Source organism: Microcystis sp. M061S2 (assembly GCF_020245605.1).
Taxonomy (GTDB): Bacteria; Cyanobacteriota; Cyanobacteriia; order Cyanobacteriales; family Microcystaceae; genus Microcystis.
On the sequence record NZ_JADBUP010000045.1, the window covers coordinates 1 to 20,698 of the forward strand.

19 protein-coding genes and 1 pseudogene are annotated in these 20,698 nt (G+C 44.4%); 9 read left to right on the forward strand and 11 right to left on the reverse strand.

Annotated features, from left to right (window positions below):
- The first annotated feature begins 231 nt into the window (after positions 1-231).
- Together IM475_RS08590 and IM475_RS08595 are read left to right on the forward strand one after the other, a co-directional pair.
- A complete protein-coding gene (locus IM475_RS08590; protein WP_287660172.1) occupies positions 232-546 on the forward strand; it encodes a DUF433 domain-containing protein in 315 nt (104 codons plus the stop codon).
- A gap of 22 nt (positions 547-568) precedes the next feature.
- Positions 569-739 carry a hypothetical protein gene (locus tag IM475_RS08595; RefSeq protein WP_287660171.1) on the forward strand — a complete coding sequence of 57 codons (171 nt, stop codon included), beginning with the start codon at positions 569-571 and terminating at the stop codon, positions 737-739.
- Positions 740-822: 83 nt separating this feature from the next.
- On the opposite strand, the gene IM475_RS08600 is transcribed toward IM475_RS08595, so the two are convergent.
- The 3 genes from IM475_RS08600 to IM475_RS08610 form a co-directional block, all read right to left on the reverse strand.
- Positions 823-2,028 carry an argininosuccinate synthase gene (locus tag IM475_RS08600; protein WP_287660170.1) on the reverse strand — a complete coding sequence of 402 codons (1,206 nt, stop codon included), beginning with the start codon at positions 2,026-2,028 and terminating at the stop codon, positions 823-825.
- A gap of 162 nt (positions 2,029-2,190) precedes the next feature.
- A complete protein-coding gene (locus tag IM475_RS08605; protein ID WP_287727291.1) occupies positions 2,191-4,182 on the reverse strand; it encodes a DICT sensory domain-containing protein in 1,992 nt (663 codons plus the stop codon).
- A gap of 378 nt (positions 4,183-4,560) precedes the next feature.
- Positions 4,561-4,695 carry a hypothetical protein gene (locus IM475_RS08610; protein WP_002736350.1) on the reverse strand — a complete coding sequence of 45 codons (135 nt, stop codon included), beginning with the start codon at positions 4,693-4,695 and terminating at the stop codon, positions 4,561-4,563.
- 82 nt (positions 4,696-4,777) lie between these two features.
- On the opposite strand from IM475_RS08610, the gene IM475_RS08615 reads away from it, so the two are divergent.
- Entirely contained in the window at positions 4,778-5,716 is a 939-nt protein-coding gene (locus tag IM475_RS08615; protein ID WP_287727292.1) for an SGNH/GDSL hydrolase family protein, read from the forward strand.
- 163 nt (positions 5,717-5,879) lie between these two features.
- Here IM475_RS08615 and IM475_RS08620 read toward each other — a convergent pair whose 3' ends face one another.
- Positions 5,880-7,007 carry a 5-(carboxyamino)imidazole ribonucleotide synthase gene (locus tag IM475_RS08620; protein ID WP_287727293.1) on the reverse strand — a complete coding sequence of 376 codons (1,128 nt, stop codon included), beginning with the start codon at positions 7,005-7,007 and terminating at the stop codon, positions 5,880-5,882.
- The gene (locus IM475_RS08625) at positions 7,004-7,513 is read right to left on the reverse strand and encodes a pentapeptide repeat-containing protein (RefSeq protein ID WP_002760385.1); all 510 of its coding nucleotides are present in this window, start codon (positions 7,511-7,513) and stop codon (positions 7,004-7,006) included. Before IM475_RS08625 ends, IM475_RS08620 begins: the two co-directional genes overlap by 4 nt.
- 270 nt (positions 7,514-7,783) lie before the next feature.
- On the opposite strand from IM475_RS08625, the gene IM475_RS08630 reads away from it, so the two are divergent.
- Complete coding sequence (locus IM475_RS08630; protein ID WP_287660166.1) at positions 7,784-8,647, forward strand: branched-chain amino acid ABC transporter permease; 864 nt, start codon at positions 7,784-7,786, stop codon at positions 8,645-8,647.
- Positions 8,648-8,774: 127 nt separating this feature from the next.
- On the opposite strand, the gene IM475_RS08635 is transcribed toward IM475_RS08630, so the two are convergent.
- The 3 genes from IM475_RS08635 to IM475_RS08645 form a co-directional block, all read right to left on the reverse strand.
- Entirely contained in the window at positions 8,775-9,158 is a 384-nt protein-coding gene (locus tag IM475_RS08635; RefSeq protein WP_008197426.1) for a DUF4346 domain-containing protein, read from the reverse strand.
- Between the two features lie 433 nt (positions 9,159-9,591).
- The gene (locus IM475_RS08640; RefSeq protein ID WP_287727294.1) at positions 9,592-10,986 is read right to left on the reverse strand and encodes a DUF2252 domain-containing protein; all 1,395 of its coding nucleotides are present in this window, start codon (positions 10,984-10,986) and stop codon (positions 9,592-9,594) included.
- Positions 10,987-11,651: 665 nt separating this feature from the next.
- Positions 11,652-13,376 carry an SLC26/SulP family anion transporter gene (locus IM475_RS08645; RefSeq protein ID WP_287727295.1) on the reverse strand — a complete coding sequence of 575 codons (1,725 nt, stop codon included), beginning with the start codon at positions 13,374-13,376 and terminating at the stop codon, positions 11,652-11,654.
- 228 nt (positions 13,377-13,604) lie between these two features.
- Here IM475_RS08645 and IM475_RS08650 point away from each other — a divergent pair.
- Positions 13,605-14,025 (forward strand): annotated as a pseudogene (locus IM475_RS08650) (helix-turn-helix domain-containing protein); the annotation flags it as partial.
- A gap of 95 nt (positions 14,026-14,120) precedes the next feature.
- Here the strand turns inward: IM475_RS08650 and IM475_RS08655 are convergent.
- Entirely contained in the window at positions 14,121-14,333 is a 213-nt protein-coding gene (locus IM475_RS08655; RefSeq protein ID WP_287727296.1) for a hypothetical protein, read from the reverse strand.
- A 170-nt stretch (positions 14,334-14,503) separates the two neighbouring features.
- Positions 14,504-16,315: a translation elongation factor 4 gene (gene lepA / locus IM475_RS08660; protein WP_002762209.1), complete on the reverse strand. Its 1,812-nt coding sequence runs from the start codon at positions 16,313-16,315 to the stop codon at positions 14,504-14,506.
- Between the two features lie 333 nt (positions 16,316-16,648).
- On the opposite strand from lepA, the gene IM475_RS08665 reads away from it, so the two are divergent.
- Both IM475_RS08665 and IM475_RS08670 read left to right on the forward strand, forming a co-directional pair.
- On the forward strand, positions 16,649-16,879 hold the full coding sequence (locus tag IM475_RS08665; protein WP_002762207.1) for a type II toxin-antitoxin system CcdA family antitoxin: 231 nt from the start codon (positions 16,649-16,651) through the stop codon (positions 16,877-16,879).
- 226 nt (positions 16,880-17,105) lie between these two features.
- Positions 17,106-17,492 carry a hypothetical protein gene (locus IM475_RS08670; RefSeq protein ID WP_287727297.1) on the forward strand — a complete coding sequence of 129 codons (387 nt, stop codon included), beginning with the start codon at positions 17,106-17,108 and terminating at the stop codon, positions 17,490-17,492.
- Between the two features lie 140 nt (positions 17,493-17,632).
- Here the strand turns inward: IM475_RS08670 and IM475_RS08675 are convergent, their stop codons facing one another.
- Positions 17,633-18,244 (reverse strand): DUF3782 domain-containing protein, encoded by a 612-nt coding sequence (locus tag IM475_RS08675; RefSeq protein ID WP_287727298.1) that lies wholly within the window; start codon positions 18,242-18,244, stop codon positions 17,633-17,635.
- A gap of 221 nt (positions 18,245-18,465) precedes the next feature.
- On the opposite strand from IM475_RS08675, the gene IM475_RS08680 reads away from it, so the two are divergent.
- Positions 18,466-18,588, forward strand: a complete 123-nt coding sequence (locus tag IM475_RS08680; protein WP_287727299.1) for a hypothetical protein — start codon at positions 18,466-18,468, stop codon at positions 18,586-18,588.
- A gap of 125 nt (positions 18,589-18,713) precedes the next feature.
- Positions 18,714-20,606: a BRCT domain-containing protein gene (locus IM475_RS08685; protein WP_287727300.1), complete on the forward strand. Its 1,893-nt coding sequence runs from the start codon at positions 18,714-18,716 to the stop codon at positions 20,604-20,606.
- Positions 20,607-20,698 lie beyond the last annotated feature (92 nt).

Genomic DNA, 20,698 nt, shown 5'->3' on the forward strand with positions numbered 1-20,698 from the left:
ATTCCTAATAGTCTTTTAGTTTGTTTCGGATATTTTTGAATGTATTCCCAAGTGTAGTTTTTCATGGCTTTTTTTGAGTTACTATTTGTTTTATTATATCCTATTATTGTGATTTAATTAAATTATGGAGAGGTCTATTGGGTATAGACAAGTAGCTTAAGCCGCTTGTCTCAAGAATTTGCGGCAATGAGGTAGTATAATTTAAATGTGTCTTAGCTTAACCCTCTCCACATGACAACAAATCTCACAGACTATAAACATATTTCAATTGATCATCGGGGAGTACCAATAATTGCGGGTTCTACCCTGAAAGTGATTGATCTAGTTATGGCACAAATAGCTTACGGTTGGACTCCAGAAGAAATTCACATTAACCATCGTGATTTAAGCATGAGTCAAATTCACTCAGCATTAGCTTACTATTGGGAACATAGAGAAGAATTAGATCAAGCTATCCAAGCTGATTTAGAATTTGCCAAAAAAATGCGAGAAAAAGCAGGAGATTCTCCCTTTGTTACCCGACTTAAAGCACAGGGAATAAAGTAGTGAATCTCAAACTTTATCAAGAGTGATTTTTAGCCAAGATAGCGATTTTTTAATAGAAGCTAGTCGTCGTCAAACAGAAGGAATTGAATTTATAGGGGTTGTTTACGGTCATCAATTAATGGTATCTATTGGGGACTGTATTAGAGATTTAGAATTAATTGCCAAACTGGGAAAAAGTGAAGACTTAATTTAAACGATCCCCCCTCCCCCCTTATTAAGGGGGGATCGGCGGGGGAATCTGAATTAACACCCACTTACTTAGGGGAGGATTGTTGATTACTTCCCTCTAGTTTTTTCGGCCCAAACTTTGCTGGGTAATCCCCAAACATAGATGAAACCTTCGGCAGCTTTATGATCAAATTGATCCTCGGCTCCGTAGGTAGCTAAATCGGGAGAATAGATAGAATTGACTGACTGACGACCGACCACTTTAGCGTTACCTTTAAACAGTTTCACTCGCACCGATCCCGTTACCTGTTCTTGAGTTTTGATGATAAAAGCATCGATCGCTTCCTTGAGGGGACTGTACCACAATCCTTTATAAATTAACTGTCCGTAGGTATCTTCAATTCCCCGTTTATATTGGGTAACATCTCCAGTTAAAGTCAAACTTTCTAAGTCCCGGTGAGCGTCAATTAAAACTAATAAAGCCGGGGCCTCGTAAATTTCTCGGGATTTAATTCCCACTACCCGGTTTTCGATCATATCTAACCGACCAACACCGTGTTTACCCACTAGGTCATTTAATTGACTAATTAGCGTGACAGGATCGAGATTTTCTCCGTTTAAACTGACGGGAATTCCCTGATTAAAACCAATATCGACGTATTCCGGCTCGTTGGGAGTATCGGCGATCGCTTTGGTCATTAGATAGATTTCTTCCGGGGGTTCCGTCATCGGATCTTCCAAAGGACCAGCTTCAATACTGCGCCCCAACAGGTTACGATCGATACTAAAAGGCGAGGATTTTTTCACGGGAGACTCAATCCCGAATTTTTCCCCGTAGGCGATGGTTTCTTCCCGGCTCATGCCCCATTCCCTGGCGGGAGCGAGAACTTTTAAACTAGGATTGAGGGCCATAATGCCCACATCAAAACGCACTTGATCGTTACCTTTGCCGGTGCAACCGTGAGCGACGGCATCGGCCCCGTATTTCTCGGCAGCCTCTACTAATAATTTAGCGATTAAAGGACGAGCCAGGGCGGTAGAAAGGGGATAACGATTTTCGTAGAGAGCATTAGCTTGAATTGAGGGAAAAGCGTATTCTTTGACGAATTCTTCCTGAGCATTGACTACTAAGGATTCGAGCGCTCCGCAGCGCAGGGCTTTTTCCTGAATCGGTCCTAACTCGTCTCCCTGTCCTAAATCGGCGGCTAGGGTAATCACTTCTTCTACTCCCCATTCCTGTTTGAGATAGGGAATACAGACGGAAGTATCGACTCCCCCGGAATAAGCTAAAACCACTCTCTTGGCGCGTCCCATAATTTTTTCACCTAAAAACGACTAATTGATTACTCTTTCAAGTTTATTATATATCTTGGGGATTGGATGCTTCTTTTTTAATGCTTTTTTGTTTAGTTTTTGATGAAGAAAAGGAATAGGAAGTCACGAGCAAAGAGCCAAAACTAAACGGGCAACCGGCCGCTATTTACGTTTACTGGCAGGACGACGGGAGGATTTTTTCGGAGCGGTATTTTGGGGATTATCGTTAGTTTTATCTTTAAATATTGGAATAGTAAAATGAAACTGACTGCCGTTATTTTTGCCCTGGGATTCTGCCCAAATTTCGCCGCCCCAACCATTAACGATCTGACGACAGATAGCCAGTCCTAAACCGGTTCCCCCGGCACTGCGTCGCAGGGCCCCCTCCTCTTGGTAAAAGCGATCGAAAACCTGTTCTAAAAGATTGGGTTCGATCCCGCGTCCAGTGTCAGAAATGGTTACTTCTAGAGTTTTTGGCTTTCCCGAAGCGACTTCGATCGAGACATTTCCCTCGCGACCGGTAAACTTACAGGCATTATCGAGAAGTTTGGAGAGTAATTCCACTAACCACTCGCCATCGGCTAAAACAAAGGGCAGATTAGGGGGGACAAGATTGCTAATTTTTGGGTTGTCGTTGTCGAGATTGCGGGAGTGAACGTGACTGATGGCTAATTCCACACATTCCGATAAGGATAAAGCTTCGGGATTCCAATTAACCCGGCCACTTTCTAACCTAGAAAGAGTTAAAAAATCTTGGATTAATTTACGCATTCGTTCCGCATCTTTCAGGGCAGTATCAAGCATAATTTGGCGCATTTCCCCCGGCATATCCGGTTCCGAGGCCAAACTTTCTAGACAGACTTGAATGGTGGACAGGGGGGTGCGTAATTCGTGGCCGGTAATGGCGACTAAATTAGAACGAGTGCGATCAAGGGCGGCTAATTGTTCATTTAAATCCTGTAAATTAGCGTAGGCTTCTGCTTGAATGAGGGCGACTCCGATTTGAGTGGCCACCGCGTCCACCAGGGCGACATCCTCGCTTTTCCAAGTGGTGGTATAGGGTCCGCAGTGATGCAGTTCCAACATTCCCAAGAGACGACTTTGGTAAAAAATCGGTACTAATAACCAGGAATAGATGGAACATTCCCGCACCAGATTTTGAATGGAATCCCCGGGGAGACGGGGATCGTGAATAGCGTCTTCAATTTTCAGGGATTCTCTCAATTCCAGCGCTTCCTGAAAAAGAGGATTATTTTTCAGAGGCCATTTTTGTCCTTTGATGGAACTAATGCCGGAGTTTAAAAATTCGTGTTCGATGGTGGCGTTAATGTCGGCCTCATGACAACGATAGACCACGCAGCGACAGACTCCCAATCCCTGCCCCAATTTCTGCACTGCCACCTGGAGGATGGCTTCCGGGTCGAGGGAACGACGGATCGCCGCTGTCACCGAGTTGATCAGTCTTTCCTTGTGTTCTTTCGATGCCAAGGAACGATTGGCTTTCAGCAGTTTATACTGTCCCGCTTGCAAATAAGTGACCAATCGCTGGACAAAGGGATCTGGTTCCTCTTGATGATCCCTGTCCGTCAGTTCACAGATCAGGTATTCTTCTTGGGCGCGCCTAATTTTCTCCGCTAGTTCGGGACGATAATCGAGAATATGATTTAAAAGAATTTGGGCGGCCTGTTGACTCACATGGCGATCGCTCGTCCAAATCCCCTCAAAACGGCGATTATTATCCATAGCTGCCCCATTTTCCCCCTCTGCTGTCAGATGGGTTCGTTCCCGACAGATTAAACAACTAGCATAATGGCGACTGATAACCACTAGATGCCATTCTTGGGCTAAACTGTCGTCCGGTTGAAAAGCGATCGTCTCGTAAACGTCGGAACTATGCTTAAAATCGGTTTCTGGGGCCGACAAAACATAAACTTGCCCGCTTTTGTGGGCAATGCGTCGATAGCGATGGGCCTCTTGACGATAAAAGCGCTCACGCTGAAAACTGGCAATCACTAACGGTTGATCGTCTTCCGCTAAAACCTGATCCTCCATGGCGTGGGATAGCGCGGTCAGGGATGCTTTGAAGTACATCTGCGATCGCAATTGAGGGAGTAACTGCAACAGTTCTGTTAAAACAGAAGTTGATCTGCTCATCGATGATCTGTTTCGAGTCGGGTGTAACTAGCAAGCGCGATAGAGGGAACTAGCAATTTCTCCCTTGACCCTATCCTACAGGCTCAAGGGGACAAGAGGTGAGATCGTGATGGCAAGAAATTTAAACCGAGTGATGCCAAAAGTGAGCGAAATTATTCTAGCTAACTAGAGGTTGCTGAATAAATCTAAAAACCTTGTTGGGTAAGACTTTTAGACTTTTGAGAAATCAAAAAGTGCCAGCCATTGCGGAGATCGGGGGGAAAATTCAGGTACTTTTTCCCTGAAAATTAGGTAATTTACCAGATGAAAATGGGTAAAACCCTACACCCTACACCCCACACCCTGCCCCCAGGAAAAGCTTTTTGCCGCAAACCCTAACTAGATGTAGGCGACTTTCATTGCCCAAAGGATCAGAGCAATAATACTACCGATAACGATAATGGACGATATCGCCACTACTGCTGGTTTATCGGCCCCCTCGAATTTCATAATGCCACGATTTAAGTCTGACATTGCCCTTAACTCCTTTTCATGAGATGGATGTGGAAAGTATGAGACACTTTAGGATCATAAATTAGCGAACTCTCATCTATCCGTGTTATTAGAAATTGGTATCATTCGGCTGTCTTTAATCATTCTAGGCGTTCTTTTCGCCCTTGCCCTTTTCCTTGAGGCTATTTTAAGAATTGTCTTCGGGTTCGGTAATCCGCTTATTTACGAAGCCGATGCCGAAATTGGCTATCTTTTGGCTCCTAATCAACAAACGCGCCGGTTTTCCAATTTTATCGCCGTTAATCAGTATTCGATGCGGAGCGATCCGATTACACCCCAACGGCCCCCGGAGACGACGAGAATAATGTTAATCGGTGATTCGATCGCTAATGGCTCCTGGTGGACAGATCAAAAAGAGACCATTTCTGCTTTAATCGCCAAAAATTTAGGACAGAATCTGACGGGTTCGGTGGAAGTTCTCAATGCTTCGGCCAATTCTTGGGGACCGCGCAATCAATTGGCCTATCTGCGACGTTTCGGCACCTTTGAATCTCAGGTGATTGTGTTATTAATGAACACCGATGATCTGTTCGCTTTAGCTCCTAGTTCGGCGGTGGTGGGACGAGAAATTAATTATCCCGCTCGCCGGCCAGCTTTAGCTTTAATCGAATTATATGATCGATATTTTAAGCGTTATCCTCCCCTACCACCAGTGCAAGAAGGGGGCGATCGAGTGGGCAATAATCTAACCGCTCTTGCCCAAATTCAAGCCCTTGCTCAGGCTAATCAAGCCGGTTTAATTATCGCTATTACCCCCCTCATTCGCGAAGCTCAAAAACAGGGGCGAGATTATGAATTAAAAGCCCGTCAAAGACTAGCGGATTTCACCAGCAACCAGCAGATTTTTTATCTAGATTTTCTGCCCATTTTTCAAGCTCATCCTAATCCTGATTCCCTCTATCGCGATAATATTCATCTTAGTCGAGACGGTAACGAGTTAATTAGTCAAAAACTGACCGAGGCAATCAAAAAAGTCTTTTAATTAGGGTTTACTGAATCAGTTATCAGTTATCAGTTATCAGTTATCAGTTATCAGTTATCAGTTATCAGTAAACAGTTATCGGTTCACTGTTTACTGTTCACTGTTTACTGAAAATACTCCCCACTCCCCAATTCATAATTCATAATTCATAATTCATAATTCCCTAACAACCATACCAAAGCTTTTCTATCTGCTTTGCTAGGGCCAATAACTCAGAGCGATCGCTTGTATCCCTTAACAGGGTGACATGGCCTAATTTTCGACCGGGACGGGATTTTTTACCATACCAAAAAACCTGAGCGCCGGGGATTGCCGCTAAAATTGCTCTTTTTTCGCCATAATCGCCGTCACTATCCTCAAAACCCAATAAATTAACCATGACTGCCCCGGCAGATTTTAAATCCGTGGCTCCAAGGGGCAAATTAGCCACTGCTTGCAGTTGTAGGGCAAATTGGGAGGTAAGACAGGCAGAAAGGCTGTAATGACCCGAATTATGGGTACGGGGAGCGATTTCATTAATCAATACCTCTCCCTGCGGAGTGACAAATAACTCTATCCCGAAAACACCCACCGCCGACAAACTACTTAACAGATGATGGGCGATAGATTCGGTTTGAGCCTGTAAAGATTGGTTAAGAGCGGCGGGAGCGATTACCCAGTGACAGACTTGCTCCTCTTGATGGGTTTCTACCACGGCATAGGTGACGATTTCCCCAGTTAATCCCCTAGCGGCAACGATGGCTAATTCGCGCTCGTAGGGAATATAAGCTTCTAACATCAAGTCAAGACGCTCTAATTGCGGCTTTTTGGTGTTTAATTCTTCAGGAGTGCGGATAATAAAGGTTCCTTGACCATCATAACCGTGTCGTCGCGCTTTCAGCACTAGCGGAAAAGGATAATTTTCTAATTGGGATAAATTATCTATCGCCCAAAAATCAGGCACAGGCAACCCTAGAGAGCGTAAATAAGATCTTTGCTCGTATTTATCCAATAGGGGGCGCAGATTTGCCAAACTAGGATAGAATTTAACTCCTGTGGCCGCTAATTCTTCCAGGGCATCTAAATTAACAAACTCATTTTCAAACGTGATCAGATCACAATGTTGAGCTAGTTTTTTTGTGCCTTCCACGTCAGCTATTTCGGCAAAAACAACCCCGTCAGCTAAAGCAACGGCGGGATCGTCGGGGTGTGGTGTTTGTACAATTAGAGAAATGCCTAATTTCTTGGCTTCCTGTGCCATCATCCATGCTAATTGTCCACCACCAATAACACCAACCCTTGTTTGCATCATTGATCACATCCTAAAGATTCTGGAGTAGAGACGCCGGTTTTTGAGTTGACACCCTCGGCTCTTTCACAGAGATTTTTGATTTGTTGAGCGTCAAGCACTGCAAAACTAAAATCAGCACCGTTGATATTGACTCCCTCGAAAATGGTACGCAGCATGATCGCTTCGGCAAAAATGGCATCGCTTAAATCGGAATTTTTAAAGGTACTCAGATAGGCTAATCCATTGGTTAAGTCCGCTCCATGAAAGTTGCCTTCGATGATAGAGGCTCCGTTAAACACTGCCCCGCGCAAATCGGCAGAGCTAAAGTTAGAGTCTTGCAGATTAACGTTAGTAAATTGGGCAGATTGCAAATTTTGTCCCGAAAAATCCTTTCCTGTCAGATTCTGGTTTTCATAACTGGCATTGGCTCCTGTGACAGCAGCAGAACTGGCCGCTAAGGCATTGACAGGAGATAGGATAAATAGTAATGCAAAAAAAGCGATCGCTAATCGAAAGATAGTCTTCATTGGCGGAAAATTCCATCAGTGGGCATTCTTGATTTTATAGCAGTAAGCCATCAGCCGTCAGCTTTTCGCCGGCCGCTAGAAATTGCTGGCACACAAACCTTTATAATGGCTGTCTAGGCTTATACTGCCATGCAATTTGGTCTAAACAAAAATATTTAAGCTACAGTCCCTCAGCTTTCAGTTAAATAAGGTAAAAGACAAAAGTTAATTAATTTTCTCTCTCCTGACTCCTATTTCTAAGGACAATTTCTGATTTATACAAGAGGTTTGATGGATACACCGCAACTTTTATTCAATGGTTTAGCCGTCGGCAGTATTATTGCTCTGGCTGCTGTTGGGTTAACCCTTACCTGTGGCATTTTGCGTCTGTCTAATTTTGCCCACGGCGATTTTATGACTTTGGGTGCTTACATAACTTGGGTGGTAAATGCTCAAGGGATTAATCTCTGGTTAGCGATGCTGGTGGGGGCAGCAGTGACAGCTATTGCCATGCTCATTGCCGAGAGATTATTATGGAAACCTATGCGCGATCGACGGGCCGATTCTACCACTTTAATTATTATTTCGATCGGTTTGGCTTTATTTCTTCGCAATGGTATTTTAATGATCTGGGGCGGTAGTAATCAACGCTACGATCTGCCTGTGATGACCGCTACAGAAATTTTTGGGATTAAAGTAGCTTTTGATCGCTTGTTAGTTATTGGTTTGGCAATTATAGTTATTATTGCCCTCCATTTGTTATTACAAAAAACCAAAATCGGTAAGGCGATGCGTGCCGTAGCTGATAGCACCGATTTAGCTAGAGTAACCGGAATTAACGTCGAATGGGTTGTTTTCTGGACATGGATAATTACGGGAGTTTTAACTGCTTTAGCCGGAGCGATGTTCGGGTTAATTACTGGGGGAGTGCGTCCCAATATGGGCTGGTTTTTAATCTTACCAATGTTTGCGTCCGTGATTTTAGGTGGTATTGGTAATCCCTACGGAGCGATTGCTGGGGCTTTAATTATTGGTGTTGCCCAAGAAATTAGTGTTCCCTTAATTGGTTCTGATTATAAATTAGCCGTGGCTTTATTAATTATGATCTTGCTGTTATTATTCCGTCCCCAAGGTTTATTTAAAGGCACGGTTTAACAGTTATCAGTTATCAGTTATCAGTTATCAGATGTAAGTTTTAAGTTATTTATCTTCATCTTTATCCCTGTTTACTGTTTACTGGACGGCTACGCCGTGCCTTTGGCAACACTGAAAAGCCCAATCTTTAATCCTGAATATATTCTTCCCCGGTGATTAAAGCGTATTCAGCGCGGGTGAATTCTCGACCTAAATAAGCAGCATGATCGAACATAGTAATCGGACAAGGTTGGGTTTCTTCGATCACTTTGACGGCTAATTCTTTGGCAGTTCTGGCAGTGTAAATAGTCTCAGGATTGCGATCAAGTTTTTGCCTAACACCGATAACTTTTCCCGTTTCTGGATCGACGGCTAAACCTTTTTCATTGATAATATTGCTGTAATGTTTGGCACAGATTAACCCTGCTTCTCGGTCGAGATAAATAATAAAATATCCTGCGGGATCGAGAGCGATCGGACGTTTGGAAAGTTGATTATCAATAGCCGTGATTTGGGATTTTAATTCGCTCATTTTCTTGACAAAATTACTTAAATATGTAGATGAAAGCAAGAGCAAATTATATCACATACCATCATCCTTTTTCTAGAGCATTTTGTAGATATAGGCCGTATTTTCTGTGAGCAAATCTGACCTACTGAGCAATCATACTAAATCCTGTTTAAAAAGTATAGGAGAGTGGGGAAGGCCAGAACAGGGAGAAACAATCCATAACTTGAGAGTTAATCAGACTATTAATACTAAATCCGTTGAGTATAGGCTACTTATGAGGACAGGCAAAGGGCAAGAGGCAAGAGGCAAAAAGGGGAATAAATAATCAGTCTTTAATAACCGGATTTAGTATAAAAACGGATTTGGTATCACACCAGCTGCAATGTGGGGGCGCAAAGCTCGCGCCCCTAATCTAAGGTCAAGAAATAACAGGCTGATAGCTGAGAGCTTAACCCTATAAATCTTCTTCTACCAAAGCCTCGACCCGTCCTGTTTTGACCGCTTCCACCAAAGCGGCGTGATCTCGTTCTGTCTGCTCGGCATAAGCGATCGCAAATTCGCCCATGGCTAGATCGAACTGATCTCCTTTTCCCAAATAACCGCTAATAGTGGCCGCGTCTCCAGATTTAGCGTGAGCGCGGGCCAGAGTCCAGCCGCAGAACTCGGCGTAGCGTTGCAGTTGGACGGCCGATACTCCCTCAATGGGTAGGGAAAACTTCATATCCCGCAGTTGCCGTAAATAGAAGTTATTGCCCCGTCTTCCCTGGGTCCAGCCTAAAAATATGTCGCTAGAGGATTGCATCAATCTCTGGCCTGTAACTACCCGTTGTCCCTGATTTTCGTACTGGCTCTTGGCGGTATAGGGTTCCAGAACCGAAGGGCAAGCCTCCTTAACTTGTAGGATGAGGGGATGGTTATCTTCCGAGAAAAATAGGGCGATATAACATCTGGTGCCGACACTGCCAATGCCTACCACTTTCAGGGCAAAGTCCTCTAACCGGTAGCGATCAAACAGGACCCGGCGTTCCTCCGGCAGGGATTGGCGATAGTCTTCCAGACCCTCACGCACGAGAGTCTCCCAATCCGGTTCGTTGACATGGTAGAGGATGGGCGGCTGATCGACAAAGCGATTGCGTCCCGCGGTTTGGGTGACGATCTTGGGGTAGAGATGTTCGATGATGCGCTCGCGGGCTTTTGTCATCATCTGTTCCCGCAACTTCCGCGTCTTTTCGTCGGGAGCCATCTCGATCACCTGTTCTACTCCTATGCGCGTGTACCATACCTCTAAGGGACTGAGGCGAGAATATTCCCGCAGGTGTTCCCGATAGGAACGAGCGCAATCGATCGCCGCTGCCTTCGATTCTCGATCGGATAGATCGCTATCCCTGCCGGCGATGACAAAGCTGACCACTAGACGCTTGAGATCCCATTCCCAAGGTGCGGGTAGGGTTTCGTCGAAATCGTTAATATCGAAGACTAAATTGCGTTCGGGGGTGGCAAAAAATCCAAAGTTCAACAGGTGGCAATCCCCGCAGGCCTGCACGATAATGTCGGTTTTGGGAGTGGTGGCCAGATCGTAGGCCATCAAGGCAGCGGAACCGCGCAGGAAGGTAAAGGGACTCCGCAACATTCGTCCGTAGCGGATGGGAATCAATTCCTGTAATCGCCCCCGATTTGATGCTTCGATGATTTCGATCGGCTCTCGACCAGCTGCGGGGGGTTGCCAGATAGCGTGGCTAGAACGCGGCAATCGCTCCCGCAGGGATTTACCGATCTGGATGCGTTCTTCCCGTGAACGGAATCGAGCTTGAGAAGGTGAGCGGATCGGGGTTTCTATTTGGTGGTTCATAGCGACTTTTTCCCCTGAATGAGATTACATCCCTTGCTGTTAGATGACTAAATGAATACAAGCAATAGGAAATAGATAAGTTAAGACTGATGGTTCCCCTTCTTGGATAACTTTCTAACATTTCCCCCTTTAGAGATAGCTTCTGATGCTCGGTTCAACAATTAATCTTCACTCGTTTCTTATCCGGGGAAGATCAACATTATCGATGATACATTTTTTTCTGAAATGGCTATCTCTTAAATTTGCTTAACTTTTAGCCCAATGGCAGCCCTACTATTTCAATTATATCTTGCTCAAAAATTGCTGGCGGAATGCTCGTAACAAAATTTTATCTAATGGTCAGCCTTCAGCCAGGGGCTAAACTCTCGCTCTTTTGTCGGGAAAAGGGGGGTATATTTCAGGTTAAAGGTGAAAATTTCCCCCTTGCCCGACTTCTGTAAGAAGTTTTCTGTTTATTTTTTTGGGTAATGATTTGGTAGTAAGCTAAGACGTATTTAAACCGCTTATTCTTAATGATCAGCCGAATCTCCCTCAATCCCTTTACTGTTGCCTCTTGCCCTCTTGCCTGATCTCAACAAGCAATTTAAATTATGAACAGCTTATTAGTTTAGGTCTGTGAACCGAGAATTTCCCCCTAGATTGTCTAGAAATGAGCGGTGAAAGTGTCAATCTTGAGCAGGGGATGATGGGGGTGGGTTACGATGATGAAACACCTCGATCGCTTCCTCTAGGGTTGGATAAATACGTTCGGTCGAGATCGTCTCGGATAGGTCTCCTTTTTTTAATTGCTGATATAAATCTTGCTTCACCCGCGCCATGGCAAAAGTAATACCACGGCCGATTAATTCTCGATGTAATTCTTTCAACATATCGACCGCCGTAATATCGATATCTAGAATCGCTTCGGCGTTGAGAACGAACCACTCGACGGGGACTTTCTCCGCTTCGATCGCCGCTATTACCCGTTTGCGAAAATTCTCGGCGTTGGCGAAACAGAGGGGCGCGTCGTAACGGTAGAGAACCAATCCGGGGATCGTCGTCGCGCCCTTCCAATCCTCGATGTCGTGCAGGCCCGCCAGATTCGGCACTTCCCCCAAAACCGCATCGTGTGGTCGCATCAGCCGTGCGAACAGATCGACCACCGATAACCCCACGGCAACGCCCACCCCGACGAGGATATCGGTGGCCAGGACACCGAACATGGTGACGAGCGCCAATCGGAACTCACTGGTTTTGAAACAAAGCAGACGTTTGAACTCCGAGATCTCGATCAGACGGAGCGCGGCGTAAATCACGATCGCCCCCAGGGCCGCTTTCGGAAACAGGGATAGCAGCGGGCGCAAGAACAACAGTACCAAAATCACGATCAGAAAAGCCACGAGGGAAAACAGTTGCGATCGACTGCCCAGAGAATCGCCGATCGCCGTGCGACTGCCGCTACTGCTGACGGGAAAGCCTTGCATGATGCCGTTACCAATATTCAGCGCTCCCAGGGCGAGTAATTCCTGATTGCCATCGATGCGATAGTTGTTTTTCGCCCCGAACGCGCGTGCGGTCAAGACGTTATCGGAATAGCCGACGAGGGCGATACCGATAGCCGAGGAGAGTAAATAGACGAACTGCTGGGAAGAAAAACCCCTCGGTACTTTCAAACTCGGTAAACCGGCGGGAATTTCCCCGATCACGGCGATGCCTCGCTCGTTCAGATCGAACAAATATACTGCCGATGTCGCCAGTAGAACCGCGAGTAAAGGGCCGGGGGCATTGGGAAAGCGACGTTGTACCACTAGCAGGAAAATTAAAACACCGGCGGCAAGAATCAGAGTTGGTGGGTGAATCTCGGATAAATGTCGGGAAAATTCCCCGATCTGTCCGAAAAGCGATTCCGCTTTCAGTGACATCCCGCTAATTTTTCCCAACTGACCGACGATCATGATCACCGCTACTCCGGCCATGTAGCCAACGAGGATCGGTTTGGAGAGGAGATCGGCGAGAAACCCCAACTGGGCGAAAGCGGCGACGCAGCAGACGCTCCCCACGAGTAAGGCCAATAGACTGCACAGACTGGCGTAGTTACTACTATCTCCCGCGACGAGGGGCATGATAGCGGCGGCGGTCATTACTGCCGTCGTCGATTCCGGCCCGACGGAGAGTTGTGGTGAGGAACCGAGCAGCGCATAGATAAGCAGCGGCGGTAGGATCGCCCATAATCCGGCGATCGGTTGTACTCTGGCCAGTTCTGCGTAGGCCAGACATTGGGGAACGAGATAGGCCGCCACGGTGATCCCCGCGATGACATCTCCCCGCAACCAGGCCGAGCGATAGGAGCGCAGACGCTTTAACCCGGGTAGAGAAAACCGCTCCCTAGAAAAATTTAATCGAGTAGGCATCCTCACCTCTTCTCCTGTCATCGAAAATGTCTCGAAAATCTCGCCTGCCGCTCAACTAGCGGTAGGAATACTTTTTCGCCAGTTTAACCCGGTTTTTTCTAGTTTAGACCTCTTGCATAATTTTTTTATGGTACGATGAATAGTTTTGCTTTTTTCTCGATTTTTAGATGGAAGTGGAAAAAAGAATAAAATGTGATCTTAGGTCAGGAAATCATCTATACTTTTACTATGTTTATTAGCAAAAGTATGGATTATCAAGACTTATCAGATGAACATTTCAAACGCCGTTTCGATCTGTATAAACAAACCTAGAGAAAGATGGTAGAATCAGTAAAAAGTTTTGAAGCTGAATCTAATTCAGTATCTAAAAGGGAACCGAAACCTAAACTATCTATAGAAGAACAAGTTAACGTTAGAATATTGGCGAGAATATAGAACATATTTTCACATTGGTACAAGCGGTCAAATATCAGAATCAACTATAGGTCGGATTGTAAATAAGACGGAAAAAATGCTTTGACAGTCGGGAAATTTCCGTTTAAAAGGAAAAAAAGCTCTACTAAATCAAGCAGAGATACCGGTCGTAACGGTAATGGATGTAACGGAAACTCCCATTGAACACCCCAAAAAGAAACAGAAAGATTTTTGGCGTTGCTGAATCAAGGTATGAATGACAACCTTGCACCCATCCAAAAGTTAGTTTGGGTCTAGGTTTTAAAAATCCCACAAAAGAAGATTCATATCTCAAATCAGCAACGCCAAAAATTCTACATCCCATTTTACCCCATTTACAGATGCACCGTTAGCGATTCTTTTTAAATTACTAATTGCCTTTAAAATAGAGGTTTTTCCTGCACCTGAGATACCAACTAATAAATTCAAATCTGGAAAAATATCCCAAGAATCTATACTTAATCCAGAGGATAAATCTTGATAGGATAATCTCAAAAGTTTCATAATAATACTAAATCCGTTAAGTATAGGCTACTTATGAGGATAGGCAAAAGGCAAGAGGCAATAGGCAAAAGGCAAAACGGAGAATAAATAATCAGTTTTTAATAACCAGATTTAGTATAATTAGCCACTGCCAAAACTAAAAAGGGTGAGTTAATTCTCACCCCAAGACTTTACTGCGGATCGAGTTTTAGGACTGCCATAAATGCTTCCTGGGGGACATCAACAGTTCCGATCGCTTTCATCCGTTTTTTCCCTTTTGCTTGCTTGTCTAACAGCTTTTTCTTGCGGCTAATATCACCACCATAACACTTAGCTAAGACATCCTTTCTTAAAGCGGGAATATGTTCACTAGCGATAATTTTAGAACCAATAGCTGCTTGAATGGGAACCTTAAATTGATGCCGGGGAATCAATTCTTTTAACTTTTCGGTTAACGCACGACCAACATAATAAGCTTTATCCCGGTGAACGATCATCGCTAAAGCATCAACGGGATCACCATTGACCATAATATCTAATTTAACTAGCTCATTTTCCCGATAGCCAATTAATTGATATTCCATACTAGCATAACCGCGCGATCGAGATTTTAATTGATCGAAAAAGTCCGTCACCACTTCTGCTAAAGGTAACTCATAAATCAAAGCGGTGCGAGTTTTAGTAAAATAACGCATATCCTTGAAAACTCCCCGACGACTTTGACATAATTCCATCAAAGCACCTACATAGGTTTCCGGAGTAATCATTTCCACTTGGATATAAGGTTCCTCAATTTTTTCCCGTTTTTGTGGGGAAGGTAACAAACTGGGATTATCCACTTCGACAATTTCCCCATCGGTGGTAGTGACCTGATAAACTACCGAGGGAGCAGTGGTAATTAAATCTAAATTATATTCCCTTTCTAGTCTTTCCTGCACGATTTCCATGTGTAGCAGTCCCAAGAAACCGCAACGGAAACCAAAACCCATGGCGCTAGAAGTTTCCGGTTCGTAGGATAGAGCTGCATCGTTTAATTTTAACTTTTCCAGCGCATCTTTGAGATCGGCGTACTGATCGGCATCGGTGGGGAATAATCCGCAGAAAACCATCGGTTTTGCTTCTGTATAACCGGGTAAAGGCTCTTGTGCCGGTTTAGCGGTTAGAGTAATCGTATCACCCACCCGGGCATCAGCGACGGTTTTAATCGCGGCTGCCAGATAACCCACTTCTCCCGCGTGCAGTTCATTTACTTGTACCTGTTGCGGTGATAAAATTCCCAATTCATCGATAACAAATTCTTTACCAGAAGCCATAAAACGAATTTTATCGCCCTTTTTCACCCGACCATCCATGACGCGGAAATAAACAATTACTCCTCGATAAGCGTCGTAATAACTATCAAAAATTAAAGCTCGGAAGGGTTCTTCGAGGGTATCTTGGGGAGGGGGAACTAATTGGACGATCGACTCTAGAATATCATTAATACCGATCCCAGCCTTAGCCGAGGCCCGAATCGCCTCACTACAGTCTAAACCCACCACTTCCTCGATTTCCGCCGCGACTCGTTCCGGTTCGGCACTGGGTAGGTCGATTTTATTTAAAACTGGGATAATTTCGAGGTTATTTTCCAGTGCTAGGTAAACATTGGCTAAAGTTTGCGCCTCTACTCCTTGGGACGCATCCACAACTAATAAAGCTCCCTCGCACGCCGCTAGAGACCGAGAAACCTCGTAGGAAAAATCCACATGGCCGGGGGTATCAATCAGATTGAGAACGTATTTTTGACCATCCTTAGCGGTATAATCCATGCGTGCCGCCTGTAACTTGATGGTGATACCTCGTTCCCGTTCCAAGTCCATATTATCGAGAAATTGTTCTTTCATCTCCCGTTGGGCTACGGTTCCCGTAATTTGCAGGAGGCGATCGGCGAGAGTTGATTTACCATGATCGATATGAGCGATGATGGAAAAATTGCGAATGCGAGAAACGGGAACGTCAGTCATCGTGGTTCACTGTTGGCAAAAGTCAGGGGTTTATAAAATTTTAGATTCCTTAATTCATTGTAGAGGTAAAGTCTCTAAGGCTGGAGCAAAAGCGAAAAGTAAAAGGTAAAAAAAGCTAAACTGCAAGTATAGTCAGGGTTTTGACCTTAGCTTCCCCTCTCGGCATCCACAGGAAACTATGGTAGGCTTGATTATGCTGACAAAATCAGGCAAAGGGCAATGGCTAAGGAAAGGCTCTATGATTTGTCCAAATCGGATTACTATAGATAAACTCTTGGATGAGAATCCTCGACTGACGGGTAGAATGATAGATAGCAATCATTAATAGAGCTTATGAACGACAATGCTACACCGACTCAGCGCACGGCGGAGAAAGTTGAAATCGCTATTCACCTTGACTCGGAAGTTTTAGAACAGATTAAACACCTGACTAACGATCCTAGTCGCATTATCGAAACAGCGATTAAACAGTGGCTAAGAGGAGAGAAACAACCGGATGAGGACTTAACCCGTCATCTTCGACGCAATCCCCCCGTACCACCCAAAGGGGAATGGAATGACTAAGATTTTTCAGTCTCTAATAGGTTATTTCCCGACGGAGAGACTGAAATATTTTCTTAGGTCAACTATTGATGGTAATTGAGATTTTTTCCCCAACTAAGCTGGTCATACTAGATTCGTTGAGTATAGGCTGCTTATGAGGACAGGCAAAGGGGGGAATAGATAATCAGTCTTTAATAACTGGATTTAGTATCATTTTGCTTGGGTACTGACAGGGGGAACAAAACTGATGCAGATAGAAATTCAAGGAGCCGATGCTATCAAAGTTGCTCAGGATATCCTAGAGATGGAAGGGGTGCAAGGCAGCTACGAAGTTATCTCCGAAGTGGAGAGAGAGGGAACCCTTGCCACCATCGCCACCATCATCGGCATTATTAGCGGAACAATCGCCATCGCTGAGAAATTGTACCAATTAAAGCGAAAAATTGACTCTCCTGAAACCCCGAAGATCGAACGAGTGTTAATTGTCAGCAAAAACGGCGATCACCTGCTGCTCAAAGATGCTACCCTAGAGCAGCGATCTGTTCTGAGCGTCTGGTCAATCTTTCAACCAGTCTTTGAGCATATTGAGGGGAGTTTTGTGATATGTAGTTGTAGATGGCTGATCAATAATTAACGGCTAAATTTCTTGCTTTTTGTTTAATGTTTTTTATTTCCATGATGGTTTCCAAAATGACTCCTGACAATGGATAATTATCAACTATTCATTATTAATTAAAAGGGCGATCGCAAAATTACGCCTTCTTAAAAAAGAGATTAAACACCTTCAGCAAAACCCAAAGGTTGAAACTGAACATCATTGATAATTTTAACCGTTTCCCCCGACTGCTTAATCACAAACAAACCGCGCCGATAGGCATAGACATCTATCCCCTGATCAATTTCAATGCCTGCCACTGCCCCATAAACCCGAAACTCTCGAAATTGGGGGAAAGCAACCTTAAATCGCTGTAATCGGCTGACAAAATCATCTACATCATCCCTCGACAGTCGAGATTTACATTCTACCGCCACCAACTCGCTCCCATTCACCGCCACAATATCAATCTCCATTGCCGCCCCAGAACGCTTACTTTTCAAGCGACTCATCGTTTGAGTGACATCAATGCCCCGTTCCTGAAATAAACGCACAACCGCAGGCTCTACCATTTCTTCTATAAAAAGACACAAAGGAGTTGTTAAGCTATTGACCGCTTTGGTCGTTTCTTGTACCTGTTTTTTTAATTCTTCCATCGTGCGATTAGCTTCCTCTCTGCGGCGATCAGCTTCGGCACTGCGGCGATCAGCTTCCTTTTGAAACTCGGCAAATTGGGCCTCAGTTCTTTCAAATAACTTGTAAATATCGGCGATCGTTACAGCGTCTGACATAGGAAGATTCTTCAAGCTTGAGGAGTCTAGTCCCATTCTAGCGACTTGGCCCAGAAAAAATGTCCCTAGCTTCTCATCCGTGTTTTTTCAATCAATTATTGACTATCAACTAATCAGCGATCGCAGTTCAAGGGGAAGGGGTCAAAGGTCAAAAGGCGATCGCGGTCAATGGATAATAGGCAATTGACAATGGATAATTATCAACCGAAGCTCATGCGGCCATGGGCTACTATTTTGATCATCAGGAAGAAATTGACCTGGAAATCACCCAAGAATGGGATCAGGTACAAATTAGCATGACGCAAATAGCTAAATCACTTTTTACACCGGGATGGAAGAAGTGACTTTTTCCCCCCCCTTACCCCGAATGCACCCCGTAACTGATATAAGTAGAGATGTAGGTCTATAACCAAAATTGCCGCATCAGTTCGGTTAGGTGACTGTTTTTCGCTTGTCTAGGAGGGTAGATATGCTCAACGAATTAATTTATGAAGGATTAGGTTTAAGTGCTGTTTTCGGAGGACTATTCCTCTGGTCGCGCTCTGGTCTCGTCAGCAAAAATACCGCCCTTTTAGCCGCACAAGCGCAATTACAGCAAAGTAACTCAGATTTGTTTGCTCAAGTCAAGGGTTTAGACGTGGCGCAATCAGAGTTAAAAGACGAAAATCAGCAGCTGCACGCCAAAATAATTTACATAGAACAACATTCCGCCCAATTACAGCACAAAGCTACGGATTTAGAAAATTCTCTCCAGTCCCTCCAGCAAGCTGTCCAGATAGGTGAGAGTGAAATTGAACACCTGAAAACCACCGCTAAGGAAATAGAAGCGGAGAAAGCTGGTTTGATGGAGCAATTAGAGGGAGAAAAAGCCCAAATTACTAGCCTAGAGGCACAGATTCAAACTTTAGAGCAGCAAAAAGGTGAAATTAACCGTCAATTTGATTTGACTAAAAAACAGACCACCTCTCTCTATAGTCAAATTCAGACCCTAGAACAGGATAAAGCTCTCTTACAGCAAGAGCTAGAAAAAGCCGAGGAATTAAGGGCAAAAGTGGCCGATTTAGAGCATAAAAACCAAGAATTAAGCGATTTAGCCGCCCAAATTCCCAGCTGGCAAGGTCAAATTCAAACCTTAGAACAGAATCTGGCTCACCAAACAGAACAGTATGAGCGAGGACAGCAGGAAATAGCCAGCTTACAGGGTCAAATTACTGGGTTAGAGCAGCAAAAAAAGTCTCTCAGCGAAGATTTAGCCGCAAGTCAAACTCGATCGCTCTCTTTGGGCCAAGAATGCGACAATTTAACTATAAAACTCCAAGAAACCGTCGCTCAAGTGACAGCCATAACCGCCGAAAAGGACAGTCTCGGCGCTCGTCTCGAAGCGGCTAAACTGGAGTTACAAGCTTTAGAAGTCCAGAAAGGGGAATTATCGGCAGAATTAACCACTGCTGCCGAAAAAATTGCTAATTTAGAAGGGCAATTACAGGAATTGACCCAGTTCCCCCAACAATTGGCCGATTCTCAGGCAAAAATTGCTGATTTAGAAGGGCAATTACAGGAGTTAACCCAGTTACCCCAACAATTGGCTGATTCTCAGGCAAAAATTGTCCATTTAGAAGGGCAATTAGAGAAATTAACCCAGTTACCCCAACAGCTAGAAACCTATCGGGAAAACATTTCTAATTTAGAGATTCAACTACACCAGTTAAGTTCCGAAAAAGACCAATTAGAAACCACAACTTCCCGTCATATCGAGGAATTAAGCCAACAAAATCGCCAACTAACTCAAGATTTAGAAGTCCAAAAAACGGCAGCTAAAGCTTTAGAAAAGGCAAAAATTAAGTTTGAGGGTGAGTTAGCAACTAAGCAAGCAGAAATCGCCGCTTTAGAGGTTAAAATTCAAAACCTACAACAAGAAAGAGACGATTTCTCTAAACAAACTGCCCCCATTACCACTAATGAACCGGAAGCAATTATTAGTGAAACTCCGGTAGTAGCAGAACCAGAAACCCCCCCGGTGATTGCCAAGGAAACCCCTGTAGTAGCAGCAGAAAAAATCACGGTTGCCGATACAAGTTTAGAAGTGCAACCCGCAGCAAAGATAGTCCAAACGAGTCAAGAATCCGCAGAAAATCCCCTAAGGGGAAAAACCGTAGTTATACTAGGAACCTTCAGCAAAATCAGTCGCGAGAAAGCGAAATCATTGATTATTAATGTCGGTGGTACTGTTACCGGTTCCCCCAGTGCGAATACTGATTATATTCTCCTCGGTAAAGCTCCCGGTGAGAAACTCAAAAAGGCTCAAAAATTAGGCATTAAAACCCTTTCAGAAGCCCAATTTCTGCAAATGGTAGAATCCTAAAACAGTTATCAGTTATCAGTTATCAGTTATCAGTTCACTGTTTACTGAAAAAACTTCCCACTTCATAATTCACAATTCATAATTCATAATTC